The organism is Actimicrobium sp. GrIS 1.19 (assembly GCF_035984655.1).
Taxonomy (GTDB): domain Bacteria; phylum Pseudomonadota; class Gammaproteobacteria; order Burkholderiales; family Burkholderiaceae_D; genus Actimicrobium.
Genome location: NZ_JAXCHT010000029.1, coordinates 16311 through 37523, shown reverse-complemented (window position 1 = coordinate 37523; position 21213 = coordinate 16311). Strand labels below are relative to the sequence as shown.

Below are 21213 nucleotides of genomic sequence, written 5' to 3'. Positions count from 1 at the left end.
GTCGGGCTGTACAACTTTGCGTTTGGTCATTGTTTTCCTTGTGGCTGGCAGTCTCCTGCCAAATGACCGATTACACAAAATTATTTACACCCCCCTGGCCGACGCCGAGCAGTCGCTTGATCGCAGCCACGGCGAACCTGAAGGCGTGCTGCATATCGACATGCCGGTGGCGTATGGTCGCCTCGTCGTCATGCCCATCGTCGCCGCGTTCAAGGTGGCCCATCCAAAGGTGGCATTGCGACTGCAGTTCACTGACCGCATCTCGGATCTGATCGATGACCGTCTCGACGTGATCTTCCGCCTCGGCGAGCTTGGCGAATCCTCCATGGTGGCGCGACGCTTCGATCAGGTTTTCTTTGGCGCTTACGCGAGCAGCGCCTTTGTCCAACGGCTCGGGCGCGTGGCGCATCCCGATGATCTCCGGGAGGCGGAGCGGCTTTGCTTCACGCTCACCAACGGACGTCCTTTCGCATTTCGTTTTGAGCGCGACGGCGACGTGGTGCATCTGCCTGCAGGAAGTGGACTTGTGTCGAACGACATCGAGGGCATCATTGAAGCCGCGGCGCTGGGGATGGGCGTAGCTTTCATTCCCACGTTTCTGGCTGCATCGGTGCGGGCCAACTTACTGCTTCCGCTGCTCCCCGATTGGCGCGTGGTCGGACCTCCGGTGCACTTGCTGTACCCCACCGCACGCCATCTTTCCAGCCGCGTGCGCGCTTTCGTTGATTTTGCCGTGGCCAACGCGCCGGGCAGGAGCGGTTGATACTGGCCGCCAACGAAAAATCGTATGACACTCGATCAGGATGCCAAACGATACGCGTCAGGCTTGAGGATCTCCATCACGCGCGGCGGATTCGCCGGCGCCGCAAACCCGAACCCTTCGTACAAACTGTGCGCATCCTTGGTCACCAGCATGAAGCGCCGCAGACCCTGCAGCGCTTCGTGCTGCAGGATGAACTCCACCAACCACTTCGACAGCCCCTTGCCGCGATGCGGCTCGAGGATGAAGACGTCGGAGAGATAGGCGAAGGTTGCCTTGTCGGTGATGACGCGCGCGAAGCCGACTTGCTGGCCGTCGCAGTAGACGCCAAAGCAGAGTGAATTGGCGATGGCGCGCGCGACAATTGCGTGGGGGATGCCCGGCGACCAATAACTTTGTGCCAGAAAGGCGTGGACCACGGCGACATCGATGCGATGCTGGTCGCTGGATAGTTCGTAGGCGTCGCGTTTTGCGTGGGCTGTCATTGATTGGTGCTCCATCTGGTCGTGCCGGCGCCGGTCTGCGGCGGCGCTGCAGTGCCAGCTCGCCGGCCCGGCATGGTGATCACGTCGACCAATCGCATCGCTGTCAGGCTCACTGCATCAGCGACCGAATCACCTTCACCGGCGCCGCCCCGTAGCTGAGGAATTCTTCGTGAAATTTCTTCAGGTCGAACTGCGCGCCGAGGGCCTTCTTGCGATCCTCGCGCAGCGCCATGATCTCGGCAAACCCGCTGTAGTAACTGGTCAGCTGCACCGAGGTGAGTTGCACCCGCCGCCATTTTCCGGTGACCTCGTTGTCGGTCTGGAAGGCTTCGTTGATCAGCAGGTTGCGTGCCTCGGCTTCGCGCATGCCGAGCACGTGCACGCTGTAATCGAGGATGGTGTTGCAGACGCTGCGCAGATTCCATTTCGAATACATCAGCCACATTTCCGGTGTGTTGCCGCCATAGCCCGACTCCAGCATCATGCGCTCGCCATACACGGCCCAGCCTTCGATCATGGCGCCGTTGCCGAGCACGGTCTTGATCAGCGATGGCGATTTGTTGGCGTAGATCAGTTGTACATAATGGCCCGGAACGGCTTCGTGGATGTTCAGGATCTGCAGCATCCAGTAGTTGTATTCACGTAAGAAACTCTCGGCCTGCTCCGGCGTTTCGCCATCGATCGGGGTGACGTTGTAGTAAGTGGCGCGCTGCGGCTGGAACGGTCCCGGCGCATCGATCGAGGCGCCGGCCACACCGCGCTGCCAGGCCGGGGTTTCGCGCACGTTCAGCGGCCGACCCGGATCCAGCGTGAGCAAGTCGTGCGACGTCACCCATTGTTCCAGCAGCGGAATCTGCTTGCGCACCTCGGCAAACAGGTCGCCGCGGGCGATATGGTTTTCCGACATCTTGTCGATCAGCAGTTTGATCTGCTGGGTGCGGCCCGCCGGCTTGGGTGTCTCTCCCATGTATTTCGGCCACAGGGTGTCTGTCAGTTGCTGCATGCGCTGCAGCAGTTGTTCCTTGCTGGCCAGCGCGCTTTGATAAGTTTGCGTGGCCGTCATGCCGGACTGGATCTCGTAGTTGAACTTGGCCTCGTACAGGTCGCGTCCGATGCGGAACGAGCGCGCGCTGCCGTTGGCCAGGCTGGCGTCGATCACGCGCAATTCGGCCATGAAGGTGTTGATGGCGGCGCGGTTCTGCTGCACCCGCTGGCCGAAGATCCGTTTTTCGCCAGCGCCGAGCGCGGAGCCCTGCGCCATCTTGTCGAGCGCGTCGAGCAGCGTCAGTGCGCCGGGCAGCTGCGTCAGCGCCAACTGGGTGTGCTCGCGCGTCGGGTTGATGATGCTGGCGCGCGCCGCGCGGTAGTAGGCCGGACCGCCATCAAGGCGTTGCATGATGGTGCGCAGACGCTGCTCGATCGGGGCGTAATCGGTGTTCAGGATCGCGTCGAGCCCGTTGGAGGTGTTGTAGTCGGACGGATTCCATTCATGACTGCGGAAGGTGGTCAGGTTCCAGCGGATCGCGGCCAGCTCGTTCTTGATCAACGCCAGATCGGTGCGCTGGCCCGGTGGCAGCGCGGCGGCATCGACCTGATCGAGGCGGCGCGTCCAGGCCTGCGCAAACGCGATGGTGCGCTGGCGCGTGGCGCGGTTGGGGATCGGCTGCACTTCGGCGCCATCGAACTTGCCGGCTGCAATCGCGGCATCGGGCAGCGCCTGCCAGTAGGCGTCCAGAAACTGATTGGTCAGCGCGGCAAATTCGGCATTGGCGGCGGCATGTGCGCCACCGGCCAGCACGATCAGCAGGACCAGCCAGGCGCGCAGTAATGTCTTGAACAAAACGATTCTCCTCGGGATGCTGCGTTGTCTTGATGTGCGGATCATAGCGCAGCAGGCGCGCTATTGGCCGAGCAGATTGCCACTGCGAAAAGCAACGGCGCCGGCGATCTTGGCCACGCTGCCGCCGCGCGGCACGAAACGCTGCATCGTGCGGGCAAACAGCACCCCGGCCACCGAGGCGCGCAGCGTCGTCACGTCGGATGAAATCGGGTCGACGATGTCGGCCACCACATCGCCCACCTGCAGGTTCTGTCCCGGCGTGGCATGGAACACCAGCACGCCGGCGTGCGGCGCAATGATCGGCTCGACGCCGGCCAGCGGCGTCGCCTGGCAGGCTGGTGCCAGCACGGCTCCATCGGTCTGCGCCAGCTGTCCGGCATGCCCCAGAAACGCCAGCAGCGCATCGGCATCGGCGCGCGCCAGCGCGTGACTGACGTCAAGCTGGCCGCGCAACTCGACTGTCACCGACAGGCAGGCGCACGGAATCGGGACCATCGGAAAATGCCCGGCCAGCTCCCACCAGACCCGGCCGCAGGCTTCATCGAACGGTTGCTCGCCAGACTCGGTGGCCAGCAATACGGCGTGCGCGCCGAGCAGCGCCGACAACGGCGCGACGGCGTCGGCCAGGGGTGTGCCGGTGTACAGGTGCAGCACCGCTTCATTATCGCAATGCAGGTCGAGCACGATGTCGGCATCGATGGCCAGTCCGAGCAGGACCTTTTTCATGGCATCGGTTTCGGTGTGGGTTTGCCACTGCCCCACCGCCAGCCTTGCCTGCGCCCGAATCAGCGCGATGTTGTGCGCCGCATCGTCGGTCAGCCGGCCATGCAGCGCGGTTTTCAGGAATGGCACCGGATTGTGATAGCCGCGGTTGAAGTTGATACCGCTTTCATGCTCGAAGCGTCCCTGGATCACGCCGTGCGCACTTTGGCCGAGGCCGATCGGATTGGCCATCGTCACGAGAATGATTTCGCCGCGAATGTCGCCCTGCGCATCGAGGCGGGTGAACTGTTCACGCAGATAATGCGCCACCAGCATGCCGGGGATTTCATCGGCATGCAGCGAGGCCTGCACATACGTTTTGGGACCGGCGCCTGGTGTGCCGAAATGAAAGCTGACCAGTTCGCGCACGGTGCCCGGTGCGGCCGATGGCAGCGAGTGACGATGGATTTGCATGAACCTCCTTGCCGGAAAAATGAATCGTAACAGGCCTCGACAATGCCATATTTCGGGCCGGCCGGGCGCATGCGATGTCGCCGTGATGCGGCGCGCCTGCGCGACCGGCTGGCGATTTGCCTTGACAGCCATGGCGCACTGCCGTAATTTCACAGGCATGTCATACCGCTCAACTCCTCTGCATCTGCTTCTGCTGGCGACCCTGTCGCTGGCTCTGCTGCGCGTCACGCGCAGATAAAAACACACCCCTCCTGTTAGTTCCTTGAATGCCCGGCCCAGACCGCGCGTTCTCTTCCATGCGCGTTTCATTTTTCGATCAACCACCACCACGGAGTCCGCCATCATGTTGCAACATCCCGAAACCCGCTATCACCCGTTCGCGCCGATTGCCTTGCCCGACCGCAGCTGGCCCTCGAAGACGATCACTGCGCCACCGATCTGGATGTCGACCGATCTGCGCGATGGCAACCAGGCGCTGTTCGAACCGATGAACGCCGAGCGCAAGTTGCGCATGTTCCAGACCCTGGTCGGGATCGGCTTCAAGGAAATCGAAGTGGCCTTCCCGTCTGCCTCCGACACCGATTTCGCCTTCGTGCGTTCGCTCATCGAGCAAGACCTGATTCCCGCCGATGTCACCATCGAGGTCCTGACGCCGGCCCGCGCAGCGTTGATCGAACGGTCGATGGAATCATTGCGCGGGGCCAAACGCGCGATCATTCATCTGTACAACGCCACCTCACCGAACTTCCGCCAGACCGTGTTTGGCCTCGACAAGGCGGGCGTCAAGGACATCGCGGTGCAGGGCGCAATGCTCATCAAACGGCTGGCCGAAGCGCAACCCGAGACCGAGTGGGTGTTCCAGTACAGCCCGGAAACCTTCACCGGCACCGAACTGGCCTTTGCCAAGGAAGTCTGCGACGCCGTCATCGAGGTCTGGCAGGCCACGCCGCAGCGGCCGGTGATCATCAACCTGCCCGCCACGGTGGAGCTGGCCACCCCCAACATTTATGCCGATCAGGTCGAGTGGATGAGCCGTAACCTGGCGCGCCGCGATGCGGTGATCCTGAGCGTGCATCCGCACAACGACCGCGGCACCGCAGTTGCCGCTGCCGAACTGGCGGTGATGGCCGGCGCCGATCGGGTCGAAGGCTGCCTGTTCGGCAATGGCGAGCGCACCGGCAATGTCGACCTGGTCACGCTGGCGTTGAATCTGTATTCCCAGGGCGTGCACCCGGGCCTTGATTTTTCCAACATTAATGAAGTGGCGCGCATCGTCGAGCATTGCACGCAACTGCCGATCCATCCGCGCCATCCGTATGTCGGCGACCTGGTCTTCACTGCCTTTTCCGGCTCGCATCAGGATGCGATCAAAAAAGGCATGGCGGTGCAGTCGCCCGATGGCTTGTGGCAAGTGCCCTATTTGCCGCTCGATCCGGCCGATCTCGGCCGCACCTACGATTCGATCATTCGCGTCAACAGCCAGTCCGGCAAAGGCGGTATCGCGTTCCTGCTGGAAGCCGAATACGGCATGGTGATGCCGCGCCGGCTGCAGGTCGAGTTCAGCACCACGGTGCAATCGCTGACCGATGCAAGTGGACGCGAAGTGGTGGCGGCGGATATCTGGGCCCTGTTTTCCAGCGAATATTTTGCCGCCAGGGAGCCGGTGGTGTACGTCGATCATCACTTGTTCGAGCAGGGACGGCTGCAGGGCATGCACGTGACGGTCAGGCTGTTCGGCCGCGAAGTCACGCTCGAAGGCGCAGGCAACGGACCGATCGACGCGTTGTTGCAGGCGTTGCAGGTGCCGGCAAAACTGCACAGCTACGAGGAACGCGCGCTGGGAACCGGCGCCGATGCAACCGCCGTCACCTTCGCCGAAGTCGTGGTCGACGATCTGCCCGGAACCGTCTTTGGCGTGGGCATGCATGCCAATATCGTGACCGCCTCGGTGCTGGCGGTGATCAGCGGCTTGAACCGGATTTATGCCAGGTTGCCGGCCGATGGCAAGTCCGGATTCTTTCGGGAACCGGAGCAGCAGCGCGCCTGAGCCTCGGGTACCAATCGGCCCGAGCGTGTGACGGACGACAGCTTTTTGTGCGCCGCCCGTCACTGCTTTATCTCAACGCAATGCATGGTGTCGAATTTGTATTACTCTGGCTTGAGGTCCGGCGTACCGTGCTTTGCGCGGTCGGACTGATCTTCCCAGAGGCAAGCATGCATCTGCCAGCCCACGTTTCTTCCGAAAAACGGCAACGCAGCGCGCCGGCGATCATCGTTGATCGTCGCAGCGCCGCGGTTGACCGCCCGTTTGGCAATCGACCGCCGCCGCTGCGTCAGATCGACACGTTCAGCACCACTCTCGGGCAACTGCGTCGCTACGGCTACCTGTCCGCCTGCGCCCTGCTCCTGTTCACGCTGGTGTGCACCACACTGTTTATCAATGCGATCGATGTGCATCTGTTTTTTACCGCAGGTGCGACCGCGCTGTCGCTGCAGGCGGCGTGGTCGGGGTTCGATTATCTGAACGAAAAAAAACAAACCGAACAACGCTTCTGGCAGTATCTCGACGGCTTTTCGTATCGGCACGTGGAGGCCATGCGCCGCACCGCCATGCTGTCGCCGTGGACCGCCTCGGAAATCGACAAGTATCTCGCCGTTGCGCATCTGAAGTGGTGACGCTGCTGCGCGCCCGATCGAACCACCGTCTTTTTTTCAGAATGAAAGAACGCCGTCACTGCACATCCTTCCAGGGAGGCAGGCATGCAAAGAAAGAAAAGAATCCTGTTCCTGCTGCTGGTCGGGCTGATCGTCTATCTGGCCGTCAACGATTTGACCGGCCAGCACCAGCCACCGCGGCCAGCGCCAGGCACGAATCCCGCGATCGACCGTATCGGCGCAGCGCAACTGTTTGATGTCGCGCTGCGGCTTGCTGGCGCCACCAGCAAGCCGGCAACGGCCGATCCGGCAACGCCTTCCGCCAGCGCCAATCGCCCGGCAAGCGTGCCCGTGCCCGTGGCCGTGCCGGTGATCGCGGCCGCCCCCCTGCTGGACAGCCCGCCCGCACCGCGCGCGCCGACTGTCCGGTCCGCGCCAGCGCGTGAATCCATTCGCATTGCGCCGACCGCCGTCAGCGACCATGAAGACAAGGACATCCCCTTGCTCGGCCCGGTTGGACGCAGCAGCCGGCGCGACGACCCGCTGGTTGCGCCGTATATGCTGTGCACCATCGAAGTCTGGGAACACGGCATCCGGGTGTCCCACCAGACCGTTGGCTGCGCCCGGTCCGATCGGGGCGACCGCCAGACGATGCTGATGGAGTTTGGTCAGGAGGTGCCCAATGAAATTCCCAACATGAAGTATTGGCTGTCGGTCCAGGTCGATGGCTACCGCGCCGATTATCCGGTGCTGCGCACGCGGATGGACATCAAGGGGCTGCTGGGACGATCACCCGGGCGGCGCACCTATGAAAGCCTGACGCTGGTCAAGCCGGACCGCAAGCAGACCCTGCTTTCCTTTGCGGTCGACGACGACGATTTCGCCGTCCTGATCCTCGCGCACGGACAACGCGGGTCAGTTGCGCCGCCGCCCTGACACCGGACTGAAGCGGCGTGCGTCGGTCCGGGCGCGCACCGGATCGGCGATTCTCCGCTATCGTCTGGCACACGGCGAGCTGCCGGTGATTCGTAGAAGGTGCACATTGGAACAAGCGTCACCGGCAGAACCGGCAATCAGCAGCATCGGCCTCGGCGGTAGTTGTCACTGGTGCACCGAGGCGATTTTTCAGTCGCTGCGCGGCGTGCAGGAGGTTCGGCAGGGCTGGCTCACGCCACCCGGTGTCGAGGATTTTTCCGAAGGCGTGGTGGTCCGCTTCGACGCCGAGGTGATCACGCTGGCGACGCTGGTAGCCGTGCATCTGTATACGCACAGCTGCACCGCGAACCACAGCATGCGCCACAAATACCGCTCGGCGGTGTATGCCAGTTCCCCCGGACTGGCGGCGCAGGCACAGGCCGCGATCACGCAACTGCAGGCTGAGTTCGAACGCCCGATCATCACGCAGGTCCTGTCGTTCGGCGCGTTCCGCGAAAATACCGAGGAGTACCGCAACTACTATGTGCAGGATCCCGAGAAGCCATTTTGCCGCACGTTCATCCATCCCAAATTGCAGATCATCCGGCAGCGCTTTGGCGCGTATGTCGCGGCAGAGTCCCGGACTGGCGCCTCCGGCAAATAATCTGACCGGCAGGGACGATCCGCCCACGCATCGCATTGATTAATCGTTGTTTCTCTGAAATACTGTGATTCCGTAAAGCAATGATTTCATTGCGTCCGGCATACAAGGCAAACCAAGAGTTGCCACAGGAGACAGCAATGAAATTTTCAACCTTGAAGGTGCGGCTCCGGCTCGGCCTCGGATTTGCCGCCATGCTGGCCTTGCTGCTGGCCGTGGCAGTCATCAGTGGGATCAGCATGAAGCGCACCGGTGACATTGCCGATTCGCTACTCAACGAACAGTTCAAGTCAGAACGGGCAATGAGTGAGTTGAAAAATCTGATCGCCCTCAATACCCAGCGGGCGCTGGCCGCCGGCAAGAACGAGAGCGCAGAGGCTGGTCCGTTCTTCGAGGCCGCGATCAACAAGAATACGGCGCGCGCCGATGAGATTCTCAAAGAGATTGCGGCCCGTCTTGCCGATCCAGTGACCCGGGATTTGTTTGCAGCGACGATGGCGTTGCAGTCGCCATTCCAGCAGGCCAGCGCGGCCGGCTTCAAGGAAAAAGCCGCCGGCAATGCCGATGCTGCGCGCACCGTGTTCGAGCAGCAAATGGTGCCGGCCTCGCAAGCCTATAGCGCCAGCGTGGAACAACTGCAGGAACGGCAGAAGGACGCCATCGACACCCTGATGACAGAAATCCCTGAGCGCAGTGCAGACGCCAGCAAGATCATCGCCGGATTGTCGGCGCTGGCACTGGTGCTGACCCTGACGCTGGCCTATTTCATCTCGCGTTCGTTACTGCGGCAGCTCGGTGGCGAACCCGGTTATCTGGCGGCCATCACCGGAAAAATCGCTGCCGGCGATCTGTCGGTCGATATCGACCTAGCGGCCCACGACCAGACCAGCCTGTTATTTTCAATTCGCCTGATGCGCAACAGCCTGGCGGGCATTGTCAAGAACGTGCGGTCCGGCAGCGACATCGTGGTGTCCGGCGCGCGCGACATCGCCAGCGGCAATCTGGATCTGTCATCGCGCACCGAGCGGCAAGCCAGCTCGCTCCAGGAAACCGCTTCCTCGATGGCCGAGCTGACCAGTGCCGTCCAGCAGAATGTCGACCACGCACGACAAGCCAGCCAACTGGCCGGGTCGGCCTCCGATGTCGCGCTCAAGGGCGGCGCCATGGTGGCACGGGTCGTCGATACGATGGGCTCGATCAATGCGTCGTCGCGCAAGATTGTCGACATCATCGGCGTGATTGACGGCATTGCATTTCAGACCAACATCCTGGCGCTGAATGCGGCAGTCGAAGCCGCACGTGCCGGTGAGCAGGGACGCGGCTTTGCGGTCGTGGCAAGCGAAGTGCGCAGTCTAGCGCAGCGTTCCGCCGCCGCGGCCAAGGAAATCAAGGCACTCATTGGCGATTCGGTCGACAAGGTTGGCGCCGGCGCCACGCTGGTCAACGACGCCGGATTAACGATGACGGAAATCGTCAGCAGCATCAAGCGCGTCACCGATGTCATGGCCGAGATCCTGGCCGCGTCGCAGGAGCAACGGGCCGGCATCGAACAGGTCAATCAGGCCATCGGCCAGATGGATCAGGTCACGCAGCAAAATGCAGCGCTGGTCGAACAGGCCGCGGCTGCCGCGGAAGCCTTGCAGGAGCGCGCCGCCGGGCTGGCATCGCAAGTCGCGGTATTCCGCCTCAACGCCAGCGACGCGCCGCACAGCGAAGCGCCCGCCGCCCCAGCGACGACGCACGTCAACCTGCCGGCGCCAAGTGATCCGGTGGCGGCCCCGGAGCGCAGGAACATGCTCGCCGTTGCCGGCTCGTCGGACGGGGCCCGGGAAGAATTTTAAGCGCGGCTTGCCGTGAACGCATACTCCAGCGAGGTGACCGTGCCGCGGAAGTATGGCCTGCGTCCCTCCGGGCGCATCCATGCGACTTCGCCGCTCAGTGGCACCAGCATGCCGTCGCGCCGCTGGTAGTCGGACCAGCTCCCTTCCCATGGCGTCATGACGATCTCCTTGCCCACCATCGCGCCGCGCATTTCGGCCCGGAACGAATCGATCAGACCGTCATCACCAAAGCGGAACAGCAACGTCAATGCGAGCGGACCATCCACCAGCGTTGCCTTCGCGCTGCGCTCATCGACGGGCTCCCAGCGCACACCCTGGCTGGGCAGCAGCGCAGTCGGGTACCACGCCATCTCGGCCAGGAAGCGCATCAACTCGCCGCGCGCAATTTCACCGCCACCCTGCACCTCGGCCAGCGTGAACAGCCCGAGCAGCGACGCGTGCAGCAGTCCCTCGCCAGCGATATAACTGTCGACCACACGCACCGTCAGGCCGGGCAGCATGGCGATGTGTGCGTCCCACAGAAAACCGGGACGCTGCGTGATCACCCTTTGGGTCGAAGTGAACGGCTTCCACCGTGCGCCGGAGGCGGACAGATTGAAGGTACCGGCGAGTGCAATGCTGGCGGCGGCGATCAAGGGCTGGCCTGGCGTGAGCGCAGTGCGGAAGTAGCGCTGCACCGGGGCCGGCAAACCGTCCAGCTCGCGCTGGTCGAAGTGCGTCGCCATCCCGCACCGGGCCTGTCCGGCATCGAGTTTCCCGCTGAGCGTGCGCGTCGCGGCAGTCCATCGATGGGCGCCGCGCGCCGCGAGGCCCAGGCCAGCGACCAGCGACAGCCCTGCCACCAGTCCCAGACCGCGCAACCATCTCATTGGTGTGCCTCCTTCGTGGCGCACGACCTGGCCAGCGCAGCGCGCCCGCCCCGTCCGCCCGCCAGTTGCATCAGCGTTGATCGCGCCGTTCGAAGTGCAGGTCGCCCGCGACCAGATCCACGAAGATCACATCGTCCGGCCCGAATTTCCCTTCCAGAATCTGCTTCGACAGGGGATTTTCGATCTGCTGCTGGATCGCGCGTTTCAGCGGCCGGGCGCCATATTCCGGATCGAAGCCGGCTTCGGCAATCTTCTGCAGGGCGGCATCGGTGACTTCCAGATGCATGTCCATCCGGTTCAGACGCTTCTCCAGAATCTCCAGCTGAATCCGCGCAATCGAGCCAATGTGCTTTTCATCGAGCGCATGGAACACCACGATCTCGTCGATGCGGTTGATGAACTCCGGCCGGAAATGCTGGCGCACCTTGGCCATCACCGACATCTTGATGACAGCTTCGTCGCTGCCTTCCATGGCCTGGATTTCATGCGAGCCGAGGTTCGAGGTCATCACGATGACGGTGTTCTTGAAGTCGACCGTGCGGCCCTGCCCGTCCGTCATGCGGCCATCGTCGAGCACCTGCAGCAGCACGTTGAAGACATCGGGATGGGCCTTTTCGATTTCATCGAACAGGATCACGCAATATGGACGACGTCGCACCGCCTCGGTCAGGAAGCCGCCTTCGTCATAGCCGACATAGCCGGGCGGCGCACCGATCAGGCGCGCGACCGAATGCTTCTCCATGAATTCGCTCATGTCGATGCGGATCATCGATTCTTCGGTATCGAACAGGAAGCCGGCCAGCGCCTTGCACAATTCGGTCTTGCCGACGCCGGTGGGGCCGAGGAACATGAACGAGCCATACGGCCGGTTCGGGTCGCTCAGCCCCGCGCGGGAACGGCGGATCGCATCCGACACCGCGACAATCGCCTCATGCTGGCCAATCACCCGCTTGTGCAATTCTTCTTCCATGTGGACCAGCTTGTCGCGCTCGCCCTGCATCATTTTCGAGACCGGAATGCCGGTGGCGCGCGAGACGATCTCGGCGATTTCTTCGGCGCCGACCTGGGTGCGCAGCAGCTTCGGCTTGTCGCCCAGCGCATCCTTCTTCGATTGCGCCTCCAGCGCCTTTTCCAGTTCGGGCAGTTTGCCGTACTGTAGTTCCGACACCGTTTGCCAGTCGCTCTTGCGGGTGGCTTCGTCCATTTGCAGGCGAATCTGCTCGATCTCTTCCTTGATGTGCTGGCTGCCCTGCACGGCGGCTTTTTCGGCGCGCCAGATTTCTTCGAGGTCGGCGTATTCGCGTTCGATGCGCAGGATCTCTTCTTCCAGCAACACCATGCGGCGATGCGACGCCTCGTCTTTTTCGCGCCGGATCGCTTCGCGCTCGATCTTCAACTGGATCAGGCGGCGGTCGAGCCGGTCCATCACTTCCGGACGGGAATCGATTTCGATCTTGATCTTGGCGGCCGCTTCATCGATCAGGTCGATCGCCTTGTCGGGCAGGAAGCGGTCGGTAATGTAGCGATGCGACAGTTCGGCCGCGGCCACGATGGCCGGATCGGTGATGTCGACGCCGTGATGGACTTCATAGCGCTCCTGCAAGCCGCGCAGGATGGCGATGGTGGCTTCGACGCTCGGTTCGCCCACCAGGATTTTCTGGAAGCGGCGTTCCAGCGCGGCGTCTTTCTCGATGTATTTGCGGTATTCGTCCAGCGTGGTCGCGCCGACACAATGCAGCTCGCCGCGCGCCAGCGCCGGCTTGAGCATGTTGCCCGCATCCATGGCGCCCTCGGCCTTGCCGGCGCCGACCATGGTGTGTAGTTCGTCGATGAAGACAATGGTCTGGCCTTCGTCCTTGGCCAGATCCTTGAGCACCGATTTCAGCCGCTCTTCGAATTCGCCGCGAAATTTCGCGCCGGCCAGCAAGGCGGCCATGTCGAGCGACAACACCCGCTTCGATTTCAGGCTGTCGGGCACCTCGCCGTTGACGATACGTTGCGCCAGTCCTTCGACAATGGCGGTCTTGCCCACGCCCGGTTCGCCGATCAGCACCGGATTGTTCTTGGTGCGCCGTTGCAGCACCTGGATGGCGCGGCGGATTTCATCGTCGCGGCCAATCACCGGATCGAGCTTGCCAAGACGCGCCCGCTCGGTCAGGTCAATCGTGTATTTTTTCAGGGATTCGCGCTGGTCCTCGGCTTCGGCCGAGCTGACCGAGGCGCCGCCACGCATGGCTTCGATGGCGGCTTCCAGCGCCTTGCGGGTCAGGCCGTTTTCGCGCGCCGCCTTGCCGGCTTCGGATTTATCGTCGGCCAGCGCCAGCAGCACCATTTCGCTGGCGATGAACTGGTCGCCACGCTTTTGGGCTTCCTTGTCGGCAAGGTTGAGCAGCGCCGACAGCTCGCGCCCGACCTGCACTTCACCGCCGGTGCCGGAGACTTTCGGCAAGCGATCCAGCGCCGACTTCAGGGCGCCGGTCAGGCCGCCCAGATTGGCGCCGGCGCGCTGCAGCAGCGAGCGGGCGCTGCCGTCGTCCTGATTCAGCAGCGCGGTCAGCAAGTGGGCCGGTTCGATATAGGGATTGTCGTTGCCGACGGCCAGGCTTTGCGCGTCGGACAGCGCTTCCTGGAATTTGGTGGTGAGTTTGTCGAGACGCATGCGAAGCTCCGGTGAATTCAGGTTGTGTTGAATATTGGGCGACGCTGCGCCAATTCAAGCACTTCCCTTGGAGTATTGCCGCTTTGTTCAGCTGCTGACTGTGCGCCAGATCATAAAACCCAACATACAGCAACCGATCGAACCAACCAGATGCAGCGCAGAATGGCCAAGCACCCACAAGAATTCGCCGCGTTGCAGCAACATCATCGATTCAGCCGAAAATGTCGAAAAAGTGGTCAAACCACCGAGGAAGCCGGTGATCAGGAATAACCGCCATTCGATCGGCAAGGATTCATTGCCCTGAAAAAAGGCCACCGCGATGCCGATCAGGAAGCCGCCGCCCAGGTTGGCCACCAGCGTGCCGAGCGGCACCGGCTGGTTCAGCGCGTTGAGCCACATTCCCAGGCCCCAACGCAACCACGCCCCGAGTGCCGCGCCAAAACCCACCGCCAGCCAGGTCATTGCGGCGCCGTCCACTTGGCCAGCGCGGCGCTGTCAGTCTGTCGGGCATCAACCCAGCGCGCGCCGTCGGGCGTGTGTTCCTTCTTCCAGAACGGTGCTTCGGTTTTCAAATAATCCATGATGAATTCGCAGGCGGCAAACGCTTCACCCCGATGCGCGGCAGCCACCGCGACCAGCACGATCTGCGCCATCGGCGCCAGCGGACCAATGCGGTGGATCACCAGCGCATCGGCAATCGGCCAGCGCGCGCGCGCCTGAACGAGGATGGCGTCGATCGATTTTTCGGTCATGCCGGGATAGTGTTCGAGTTCCATCTCGCTGACCTGCGCGCCTTCGTTCATGTCGCGCACGGTGCCGACAAAGCTGACAATCGCGCCAACCTGCGGACTGCCGGCGCGCAATTGCGCGACTTCGGTGCTGAGATCAAAATCGTCGGTCTGGATCCGGATGGTCATCGTAGCGTTCCGCAGAAACATCAGCCGCCGGTTACCGGCGGAAAAAAGGCGACCTCGCAGCCGGGCGTGATCGGCGTCGTCGCAGCGGTCATCTCGTGCTGACAGGCGATGCGTACGGCACGGTCCGCCCCCAGCGCCTCGGCCCAGACGCCGCCACGACTGCGCAGAAACGCCTGCACGTCGCCCACCGTCAACACATGCGCGGGCACGTCGATGGTCTCGTTGGCGGTACCCAGCGCTTCACGCACGCTGGCAAAAAAACGCAGTTGAATGTTCATCGTCAGGACAGCAATGCCGAAAAGGGAATGAAACGCACGATATCACCGGCGGCGATCGCCTGCCCGGCCGGATTGTCGATCAGGCCATCGCCCCAGACCACTGATGTCAGCACGCCCGAACCCTGGTTCGGAAACAGCGCGAGCCCGCCATCGGCACCGAGTCTCGCGCGCAGGAATTCGTTGCGCCGGTGAGGCTTGGGCCAGTCGAAACTGGCGCGCAGCGCATAGGTCGCCGGCGTGACATCGTCAACGCCCTGCAGCCGCAAGATGAACGGCCGCACGAACAGCAGAAAGGTGACGAAGCTCGACACCGGATTGCCGGGCAAGCCGAGGAAGAACGCGCTGCCGCGGCTGCCGGCGCGGTCGACTTCGCCAAACGCCAGCGGCTTGCCGGGCTTGACCGCGATCTGCCACATGGTCAGCCGCCCTTCGGCTTCAACCGCCGGCTTGATGTGGTCTTCTTCACCAACCGACACGCCGCCGGAGGTGATGATCAGGTCATGTTCCTGCGCGGCCCGGCGCAACGTGTCGCGGGTCGCCGCCAGGGAATCGGGGACGATGCCGAAATCGGTAATGGCGCAGCCGAGGTTTTCCAGCAGGCCGCGCAACGTGAAACGGTTAGAGTTGTAGATCGCGCCCGGCTTCAACGGCTCGCCCGGCATCGCCAGTTCATCGCCGGTGAAGAACACGGCAACCTTGATGCGCGCGACCACCGGCAGGCTCGCAAGGCCGACCGACGCGGCCAGCCCGAGTTCCTGCGCGCGCAGACGGGTGCCGGCCGGCAGGATCACGCTGCCGGCGCGGATGTCTTCGCCACGCCGCCGCACCCATTCGCCAGCCGTGGGTTGATGATTGACGATGACATGCTCGCCATCGACCGTGCATTGTTCCTGCATCACGACCGCGTCAGCGCCCTCGGGAATCAGCGCGCCGGTGAAGATGCGCGCTGCGGTACCCGGCGTCAAGGCCGTGCCGACCTGTCCGGCCGGTATCCGTTGCGTGACCTGCAGCCGTGCCGCGCCGCCGGCGCAGTCGGCGGCACGCACCGCATAGCCATCCATCTGCGTGTTGTCCATCCCCGGCACATCCAGTTGCGCGGTTTGCGCCACGGCCAGCACCCGTCCGTTGGCGTCCAGCGTCGACACTGTCTCGATGATTCCGGATGGACGGGCGGCGTCGAGCAACAGCTTGAGGGCTTCGGCAACTGGCAGCATCGGCGGACGGTTCATGCTCACAGCCCGGTATGTGCAGCGATGTAGGCCTTGGCCTGCGCCACGTCGGCAGCCATCAGGTCGAAGCGCTGCGGCAGCGTCTCGATCGCCTCGAACCCGGCCGGCCGTTCGGCGTCGTGGCCGAGTGCCTCGCGGATGGTTTCATTGAACTTGGCCGGCAACGCGGTTTCCAGCACGATCATCGGCACGCCGGCCTTGACGTGTTCGCGCGCGACTTTCACGCCATCGGCAGTATGCGTGTCGATGGTCAGGCCGTAGCGCGCATGCAGGTCGCGAATGGTGGCGAGGCGGTCGGCATGGACCGAGCGGCCCGAGGCAAAGCCGAATTCAGCGATGCGCTTGAACTCATCGCCATCGCTGCCGGGTGCGCCCGACAGATCGAATCCGCCGGCGCTGTCGACCTTGGCGAAGAGTGCCTTGACGCGCGCCGCGTCGCGTCCGAGCAAATCGAACACGAAGCGTTCGAAGTTGGAGGCCTTGCTGATGTCCATGCTCGGGCTGGTGGTGTGCAGCGTTTGCGCGGCGCTGCGCACGCGATAGACGCCGGTGCGGAAGAATTCGTCCAGCACATCGTTTTCATTGGTCGCCGCCACCAGCTGGTCGATCGGCAAGCCCATCATCCGTGCAATATGCCCGGCGCAGATATTGCCGAAATTCCCCGATGGCACCGTAAACGACACCTTCTGGTCATTGCTGGTGGTCGCCTCCAGATAGCCGCGGAAGTAATACACCACCTGCGCCACCACGCGCGCCCAGTTGATCGAATTGACAGTGCCGATCTGGTAGCGCTGCTTGAAGGCGTGATCGTTCGAGACTGCCTTGACCATGTCCTGGCAATCATCGAAGACACCGGCGACGGCGATGTTGAAAATGTTGGCATCCTGCAGACTGAACATTTGCGCCGTCTGGAACGCGCTCATCTTGCCCTGCGGCGACAGCATGAACACCCGGATGCCGCGCTTGCCGCGCATCGCGTACTCGGCCGCGCTGCCGGTGTCGCCAGAAGTCGCGCCGAAAATATTGAGCGACGCATGCTGCTTGTCGAGCGTGTATTCGAACAGGTTGCCGAGCAACTGCATCGCCATGTCCTTGAACGCCAGCGTCGGCCCGTTCGACAGCGCCTGCAGCAGCAATGTCTTGTCGCCGTCCTGTTCAATCACGCGCAGCGGCGTGATGCGCTCGGCGGCATCGCCGGCACGGGCGTTGCGGTAGACCGCGGCGGTGTAGGTCTTGTCGGTCAGTGCCTTGAGGTCGGCAGCCGGGATGTCGGTGGCGAACTTGCTCAGGATGGCCAGCGCCAGATCGGCATAGGACAGCTTGCGCCAGGCATCGAGTTCTGCGCCGGTGACTTGCGGGTACGCGTCCGGCAGATACAGGCCGCCGTCGGGCGCGAGTCCGCCGAGCAGGATTTCGGAAAAGGCTTGTGCAGCGGCATGGCCGCGGGTGGAAACGTAATGCATGGGTCGGCAATGGCGAAGTCGTGAGGGTAGCGGCCATTATAGCTGCCGGCCTCGGGCGCGCCGACGCGTGGAACCGACACCTGCGGGATTTTGTCTTGATCGTGGCCTTGCCGCTACTTATGCTGTGGGTTGCACTGTTGCGCCACCCCTTGTTACGCCGGAGCGATCAATGATGATGTCAAGCCTGAAAGCGGCGCTGGCCGCCCTGCTCTGCTGCGCCTGCATCAGCCACGCTGCGGATTACACCGGCCCGCTGTTTGACGCGCATTTGCACTACAACACCGAAGCGTGGAACGGTCAGAGCGGCCCGTATCCGATCGCCGATGTGCTGGCCCGTCTGCGGCGCAACGGTGTCAAGGCGATCCTCGCCAACTCGCGTCCGAACGACGGCAGCAAGGCACTGGTCGCTGCCACCCGCGACAGCACCGAGCTCACCGTCGTGCCGTTTATCCGCCTGTACCGCAACCGCGCCGACTACGACAGCTGGTTTCGGGATGACAGCATATACACGATGGTGACGCAGGAACTGGCGCGCGGCGTCGCAACGAGCGCGGGCGCCGTACCATTTCGCGGCATCGGCGAATTCCATTTGTATGACAGCGCCAACGCCAGCCAGCCGGTGGCCAGAAAGTTGATGGCCCTCGCCGAGCAACATCGGCTGGCGGTGCTGGCCCATGTCGATGACGCGGCGATCGATCTGCTGATGGCAAGCACGCCGTCCAAAGGCCAGAAGCTGCGCCTGGTCTGGGCTCACACCGGCATTGGCGGCGCGCCCATCGCCCGGGTCGAGCAACTGCTGGCGACGTATCCGCTGCTGATAGGCGAATTGTCGTACCGGCCCGGGCTGACCTGCGACGGCGGCATGCTGTGTCCGGAATGGCGCGCGTTACTGCTCAAGTATCCAGAGCGCTTCGTGATCGGCTCGGACACCTGGACCAACCAGCGCTGGCAGGATTACGACCAGATCATGTCAGCGTATCGGCACTGGCTGGGCGAGTTGCCGGCGGAGGTCGCCGGCAGGATTGGCTGGAGCAATGCGGCAGCGCTCTTTGGGGTGGATCTCAGTCGTTAGGGTTGGCTTGCGGGGTTGAAACCAGGATTCATTTCTTCAATGGTCGCGACTTTCGTGGTCCGTCCGGCGAGCAAGCCAATGAAACTGTCAATGGTTGCGGCGCGTCACGCCGCCTGCACTGCCGCATCCGCATCCACCTTCACATTGCGCAACATGTCCTCGACCAGGTCGTCGAGTCCGACCTCGGCATGCCAGCCCCAATCGGCCGTGGCCTCGGCATCGTCGAGGCTGTGCGGCCAGCTGTCGGCAATTGCCTGGCGCGCATCCGGTGCGTAGTCAATCCGAAAACCGGCGTGCTGCTTCTGAATCGCGGCGGCCAGTTGTTGCGGATCGAAACTCAACCCGGCCACGTTGTAGGACGAGCGCACCTTGACCTGTTCGGCCGGCGCACTCATCAATTCGATCGTGGCGCGGATCGCGTCGGGCATGTAGATCATCGGCAAGGCGGTGTGCGGGCCGAGATAGCAGGAATAGGTTTCATTGCGCAGCGCGGCATGGAAGATCGCGATCGCATAGTCGGTGGTGCCACCGCCCGGCGGCGACTTGTAGCTGATGATGCCGGGGTAGCGAATGCTGCGCACGTCGACGCCGTATTTGCTGAAGTAATAATCGCACAGGCGTTCGCCGGCCAGCTTGCTGATGCCGTAGATCGTGGTCGGGTCCATCACGGTCAGTTGCGGCGTCATGTCCTGCGGCGTGTTCGGGCCGAAGGCGGCGATCGACGAGGGCCAGAACACGCGCAGCGGCTTGTCGGCCTGCTTGCGTTCGCGCGCGATTTCGAGAATGTTGAGCAGGCCATCCATGTTCAGCGTCCAGGCCTTCAGCGGCGCCTGCTCGCCGGTCACCGACAGCAGTGCCGCCAGCTGGTACACCTGCGTGACCTGGTAACTGTCGATGATGTGGGCGACCAGCTTGCGGTCGAGCACATCGATGGCTTCGTAACGCGCCGCACCGAAGCGGTTGCGCGGGCCGATGTCGGCCGCAATCACATTGGCTGCGCCGTGCTGCTGTGCCAGCGCGGCAACCAGTTCACTGCCGATCTGCCCGTTGGCGCCGATGACGAGGATGCGTTCCATTATGCGGCTCCCTTGGTGGTGAGCAGGCCCAGTTCCTGGCCGGCCTGCGCGAATGCCGCCAATGCCGTATCGAGCTGTTCGATGGTGTGCGCGGCCGACAATTGCACGCGCACCCGCGCCTGCCCCATCGGCACCACCGGATAGAAAAAGCCGGTGACCAGGACACCCAGTTCATACAACCGTGCGGCAAAGCGCTGTGCGACCGGCGCATCGAACAGCATCACCGGCACCACCGGATGGGTGCCCGGCTTGATGGTGAAGCCCAGCGCGCTGATGGCGGCGCGGAAATGCGCCGTGTTGGCATGCAGCCGGTCGCGCAGCTCGGTCGATGTTTCGAGCCGTTGCAGCACCGCCAGCGAGGCGCCGGCGATGGCTGGTGCGAGACTGTTGGAGAACAGGTAGGGCCGCGACTTCTGGCGCAAGGTCTGGATCACTTCGCGCCGCGCCGCAGTAAAGCCGCCCATCGCGCCGCCGAGCGCCTTGCCGAGCGTGCCGGTGATGATGTCGACCCGGCCCATCACGTTGTGATGCTCGTGCGTGCCGCGCCCGGTCGCGCCCATGAAGCCGGAGGCATGACATTCGTCGATCATCACCAGCGCGCCGTACTGGTCGGCCAGGTCGCAGATCCTGTCGAGCTGGGCGATCGTGCCATCCATCGAAAACACACCGTCGGTGACAATCACGACATGGCGCTTGCCGGCCGCGGCCTTTAACTGGGTTTCGAGATCGGCCATGTCGTTGTGCGCATAGCGCAGCCGCGCCGCCTTGCACAACCGCACGCCATCGATGATCGAGGCATGGTTCAGGGCATCGGAAATAATGACGTCTTCTTCATTGAACAAAGGTTCGAACAGGCCGCCGTTGGCATCGAACGCAGCCGCATACAGGATCGTGTCTTCCATGCCGAGGAAGGTCGACAGCGCCGCTTCGAGTTCCTTGTGGACCGTCTGCGTGCCGCAGATGAAGCGCACCGACGACAGCCCGTAGCCGAACTTCTCGGTCGCCTCGACCGCCGCGCGCACCATCGACTCTTCGCCCGACAGTCCCAGATAATTGTTGGCGCACAGGTTGATCAGGGTACGGCCATCGTCGCAAACGACTTCGGCGCCCTGGCGCGAGGCCAGCACCCGTTCGTTCTTGTACAGGCCGACGTCCTTGAGGCGGTTGAGCTCGCTGTCCAGACCGCTGAAAAAATCTTCCTTGCTGTTCGTCACCATTGCATCCTCGCTGGTTGGTAGAATCGATGCCAATATACTGAACCGGCCGAATTCCACTAAATTTTTACAATTCCATTATCAAGAACAGAATTTCAATATA

At 63.0% G+C, this 21213-nt stretch carries 20 protein-coding genes; 8 read left to right on the top strand and 12 right to left on the bottom strand.

Annotated elements, in window-relative coordinates; all coding sequences use genetic code 11:
* Positions 1–763, top strand: a 763-nt coding sequence (locus RCH09_RS17005) for a substrate binding domain-containing protein (protein ID WP_326942328.1), incomplete at its 5' end; no start/stop codon positions are given.
* Positions 764–798: 35 nt separating this feature from the next.
* Here RCH09_RS17005 and RCH09_RS17000 read toward each other — a convergent pair.
* The 3 genes from RCH09_RS17000 to RCH09_RS16990 form a co-directional block, all read right to left on the bottom strand.
* Positions 799–1245, bottom strand: coding sequence for a GNAT family N-acetyltransferase (locus RCH09_RS17000; protein WP_326942327.1), 447 nt, complete (start codon positions 1243–1245; stop codon positions 799–801).
* Between the two features lie 109 nt (positions 1246–1354).
* Complete coding sequence (locus RCH09_RS16995; RefSeq protein WP_326942326.1) at positions 1355–3085, bottom strand: DUF885 domain-containing protein; 1731 nt, start codon at positions 3083–3085, stop codon at positions 1355–1357.
* A gap of 60 nt (positions 3086–3145) precedes the next feature.
* Entirely contained in the window at positions 3146–4261 is a 1116-nt protein-coding gene (locus RCH09_RS16990; RefSeq protein WP_326942325.1) for a succinylglutamate desuccinylase/aspartoacylase family protein, read from the bottom strand.
* Between RCH09_RS16990 and RCH09_RS16985 the strand changes: the two genes are divergently transcribed.
* The 6 genes from RCH09_RS16985 to RCH09_RS16960 all read left to right on the top strand — a co-directional run bounded on the left by RCH09_RS16985 (position 4260) and on the right by RCH09_RS16960 (position 10333).
* Positions 4260–4499 (top strand): hypothetical protein, encoded by a 240-nt coding sequence (locus tag RCH09_RS16985; RefSeq protein WP_326942324.1) that lies wholly within the window; start codon positions 4260–4262, stop codon positions 4497–4499. The two genes, RCH09_RS16990 and RCH09_RS16985, sit on opposite strands and share 2 nt — an antisense overlap.
* Before the next feature lie 105 nt (positions 4500–4604).
* Positions 4605–6308 (top strand): 2-isopropylmalate synthase, encoded by a 1704-nt coding sequence (leuA, locus tag RCH09_RS16980; protein ID WP_326942323.1) that lies wholly within the window; start codon positions 4605–4607, stop codon positions 6306–6308.
* A gap of 167 nt (positions 6309–6475) precedes the next feature.
* On the top strand, positions 6476–6937 hold the full coding sequence (locus RCH09_RS16975) for a hypothetical protein (RefSeq protein ID WP_326942322.1): 462 nt from the start codon (positions 6476–6478) through the stop codon (positions 6935–6937).
* 84 nt (positions 6938–7021) lie between these two features.
* The gene (locus RCH09_RS16970) at positions 7022–7852 is read left to right on the top strand and encodes a hypothetical protein (RefSeq protein ID WP_326942321.1); all 831 of its coding nucleotides are present in this window, start codon (positions 7022–7024) and stop codon (positions 7850–7852) included.
* A gap of 106 nt (positions 7853–7958) precedes the next feature.
* Entirely contained in the window at positions 7959–8495 is a 537-nt protein-coding gene (locus RCH09_RS16965) for a peptide-methionine (S)-S-oxide reductase (RefSeq protein ID WP_326942320.1), read from the top strand.
* A 137-nt stretch (positions 8496–8632) separates the two neighbouring features.
* Entirely contained in the window at positions 8633–10333 is a 1701-nt protein-coding gene (locus tag RCH09_RS16960; protein ID WP_326942319.1) for a methyl-accepting chemotaxis protein, read from the top strand.
* Here the strand turns inward: RCH09_RS16960 and RCH09_RS16955 are convergent.
* The 7 genes from RCH09_RS16955 to thrC form a co-directional block, all read right to left on the bottom strand.
* Positions 10330–11202, bottom strand: coding sequence for a DUF6920 family protein (locus tag RCH09_RS16955; RefSeq protein WP_326942318.1), 873 nt, complete (start codon positions 11200–11202; stop codon positions 10330–10332). The genes RCH09_RS16960 and RCH09_RS16955 overlap by 4 nt on opposite strands.
* A 70-nt stretch (positions 11203–11272) precedes the next feature.
* Entirely contained in the window at positions 11273–13861 is a 2589-nt protein-coding gene (gene clpB / locus RCH09_RS16950) for an ATP-dependent chaperone ClpB (RefSeq protein ID WP_326942317.1), read from the bottom strand.
* A gap of 87 nt (positions 13862–13948) precedes the next feature.
* Positions 13949–14323, bottom strand: coding sequence for a fluoride efflux transporter CrcB (crcB, locus tag RCH09_RS16945; RefSeq protein WP_326942316.1), 375 nt, complete (start codon positions 14321–14323; stop codon positions 13949–13951).
* Complete coding sequence (gene moaE / locus RCH09_RS16940; RefSeq protein ID WP_326942315.1) at positions 14320–14778, bottom strand: molybdopterin synthase catalytic subunit MoaE; 459 nt, start codon at positions 14776–14778, stop codon at positions 14320–14322. The genes crcB and moaE overlap by 4 nt, the downstream gene beginning before the upstream one ends.
* Positions 14779–14798: 20 nt before the next feature.
* The gene (gene moaD / locus RCH09_RS16935; RefSeq protein ID WP_326942314.1) at positions 14799–15056 is read right to left on the bottom strand and encodes a molybdopterin converting factor subunit 1; all 258 of its coding nucleotides are present in this window, start codon (positions 15054–15056) and stop codon (positions 14799–14801) included.
* Between the two features lie 2 nt (positions 15057–15058).
* Complete coding sequence (locus RCH09_RS16930) at positions 15059–16270, bottom strand: molybdopterin molybdotransferase MoeA (RefSeq protein WP_442785052.1); 1212 nt, start codon at positions 16268–16270, stop codon at positions 15059–15061.
* Between the two features lie 17 nt (positions 16271–16287).
* Positions 16288–17748: a threonine synthase gene (thrC, locus tag RCH09_RS16925; protein ID WP_326942312.1), complete on the bottom strand. Its 1461-nt coding sequence runs from the start codon at positions 17746–17748 to the stop codon at positions 16288–16290.
* A 175-nt stretch (positions 17749–17923) separates the two neighbouring features.
* Between thrC and RCH09_RS16920 the strand changes: the two genes are divergently transcribed.
* Complete coding sequence (locus tag RCH09_RS16920) at positions 17924–18820, top strand: amidohydrolase (protein ID WP_326942329.1); 897 nt, start codon at positions 17924–17926, stop codon at positions 18818–18820.
* 104 nt (positions 18821–18924) lie between these two features.
* Here the strand turns inward: RCH09_RS16920 and RCH09_RS16915 are convergent, their stop codons facing one another.
* On the bottom strand, positions 18925–19896 hold the full coding sequence (locus RCH09_RS16915; protein ID WP_326942311.1) for an NAD-dependent epimerase/dehydratase family protein: 972 nt from the start codon (positions 19894–19896) through the stop codon (positions 18925–18927).
* Positions 19896–21113 (bottom strand): glycine C-acetyltransferase, encoded by a 1218-nt coding sequence (gene kbl, locus RCH09_RS16910; protein WP_326942310.1) that lies wholly within the window; start codon positions 21111–21113, stop codon positions 19896–19898. Before kbl ends, RCH09_RS16915 begins: the two co-directional genes overlap by 1 nt.
* Positions 21114–21213 lie beyond the last annotated feature (100 nt).

Bases quoted from the DNA above. Each gene is read 5' to 3' on its own strand.
- RCH09_RS17000 (WP_326942327.1), bottom strand. From the start codon at position 1,245: ATGACAGCCCACGCAAAACGCGACGCCTACGAACTATCCAGCGACCAG.
- RCH09_RS16985 (WP_326942324.1), top strand. From the start codon at position 4,260: ATGAACCTCCTTGCCGGAAAAATGAATCGTAACAGGCCTCGACAATGC.
- RCH09_RS16990 (WP_326942325.1), bottom strand. From the start codon at position 4,261: ATGCAAATCCATCGTCACTCGCTGCCATCGGCCGCACCGGGCACCGTG.
- leuA (WP_326942323.1), top strand. From the start codon at position 4,605: ATGTTGCAACATCCCGAAACCCGCTATCACCCGTTCGCGCCGATTGCC.
- RCH09_RS16975 (WP_326942322.1), top strand. From the start codon at position 6,476: ATGCATCTGCCAGCCCACGTTTCTTCCGAAAAACGGCAACGCAGCGCG.
- RCH09_RS16970 (WP_326942321.1), top strand. From the start codon at position 7,022: ATGCAAAGAAAGAAAAGAATCCTGTTCCTGCTGCTGGTCGGGCTGATC.
- RCH09_RS16960 (WP_326942319.1), top strand. From the start codon at position 8,633: ATGAAATTTTCAACCTTGAAGGTGCGGCTCCGGCTCGGCCTCGGATTT.
- RCH09_RS16955 (WP_326942318.1), bottom strand. From the start codon at position 11,202: ATGAGATGGTTGCGCGGTCTGGGACTGGTGGCAGGGCTGTCGCTGGTC.
- clpB (WP_326942317.1), bottom strand. From the start codon at position 13,861: ATGCGTCTCGACAAACTCACCACCAAATTCCAGGAAGCGCTGTCCGAC.
- crcB (WP_326942316.1), bottom strand. From the start codon at position 14,323: ATGACCTGGCTGGCGGTGGGTTTTGGCGCGGCACTCGGGGCGTGGTTG.
- moaE (WP_326942315.1), bottom strand. From the start codon at position 14,778: ATGACCATCCGGATCCAGACCGACGATTTTGATCTCAGCACCGAAGTC.
- moaD (WP_326942314.1), bottom strand. From the start codon at position 15,056: ATGAACATTCAACTGCGTTTTTTTGCCAGCGTGCGTGAAGCGCTGGGT.
- RCH09_RS16930 (WP_442785052.1), bottom strand. From the start codon at position 16,270: ATGCTGCCAGTTGCCGAAGCCCTCAAGCTGTTGCTCGACGCCGCCCGT.
- thrC (WP_326942312.1), bottom strand. From the start codon at position 17,748: ATGCATTACGTTTCCACCCGCGGCCATGCCGCTGCACAAGCCTTTTCC.
- RCH09_RS16920 (WP_326942329.1), top strand. From the start codon at position 17,924: ATGTCAAGCCTGAAAGCGGCGCTGGCCGCCCTGCTCTGCTGCGCCTGC.
- RCH09_RS16915 (WP_326942311.1), bottom strand. From the start codon at position 19,896: ATGGAACGCATCCTCGTCATCGGCGCCAACGGGCAGATCGGCAGTGAA.
- kbl (WP_326942310.1), bottom strand. From the start codon at position 21,113: ATGGTGACGAACAGCAAGGAAGATTTTTTCAGCGGTCTGGACAGCGAG.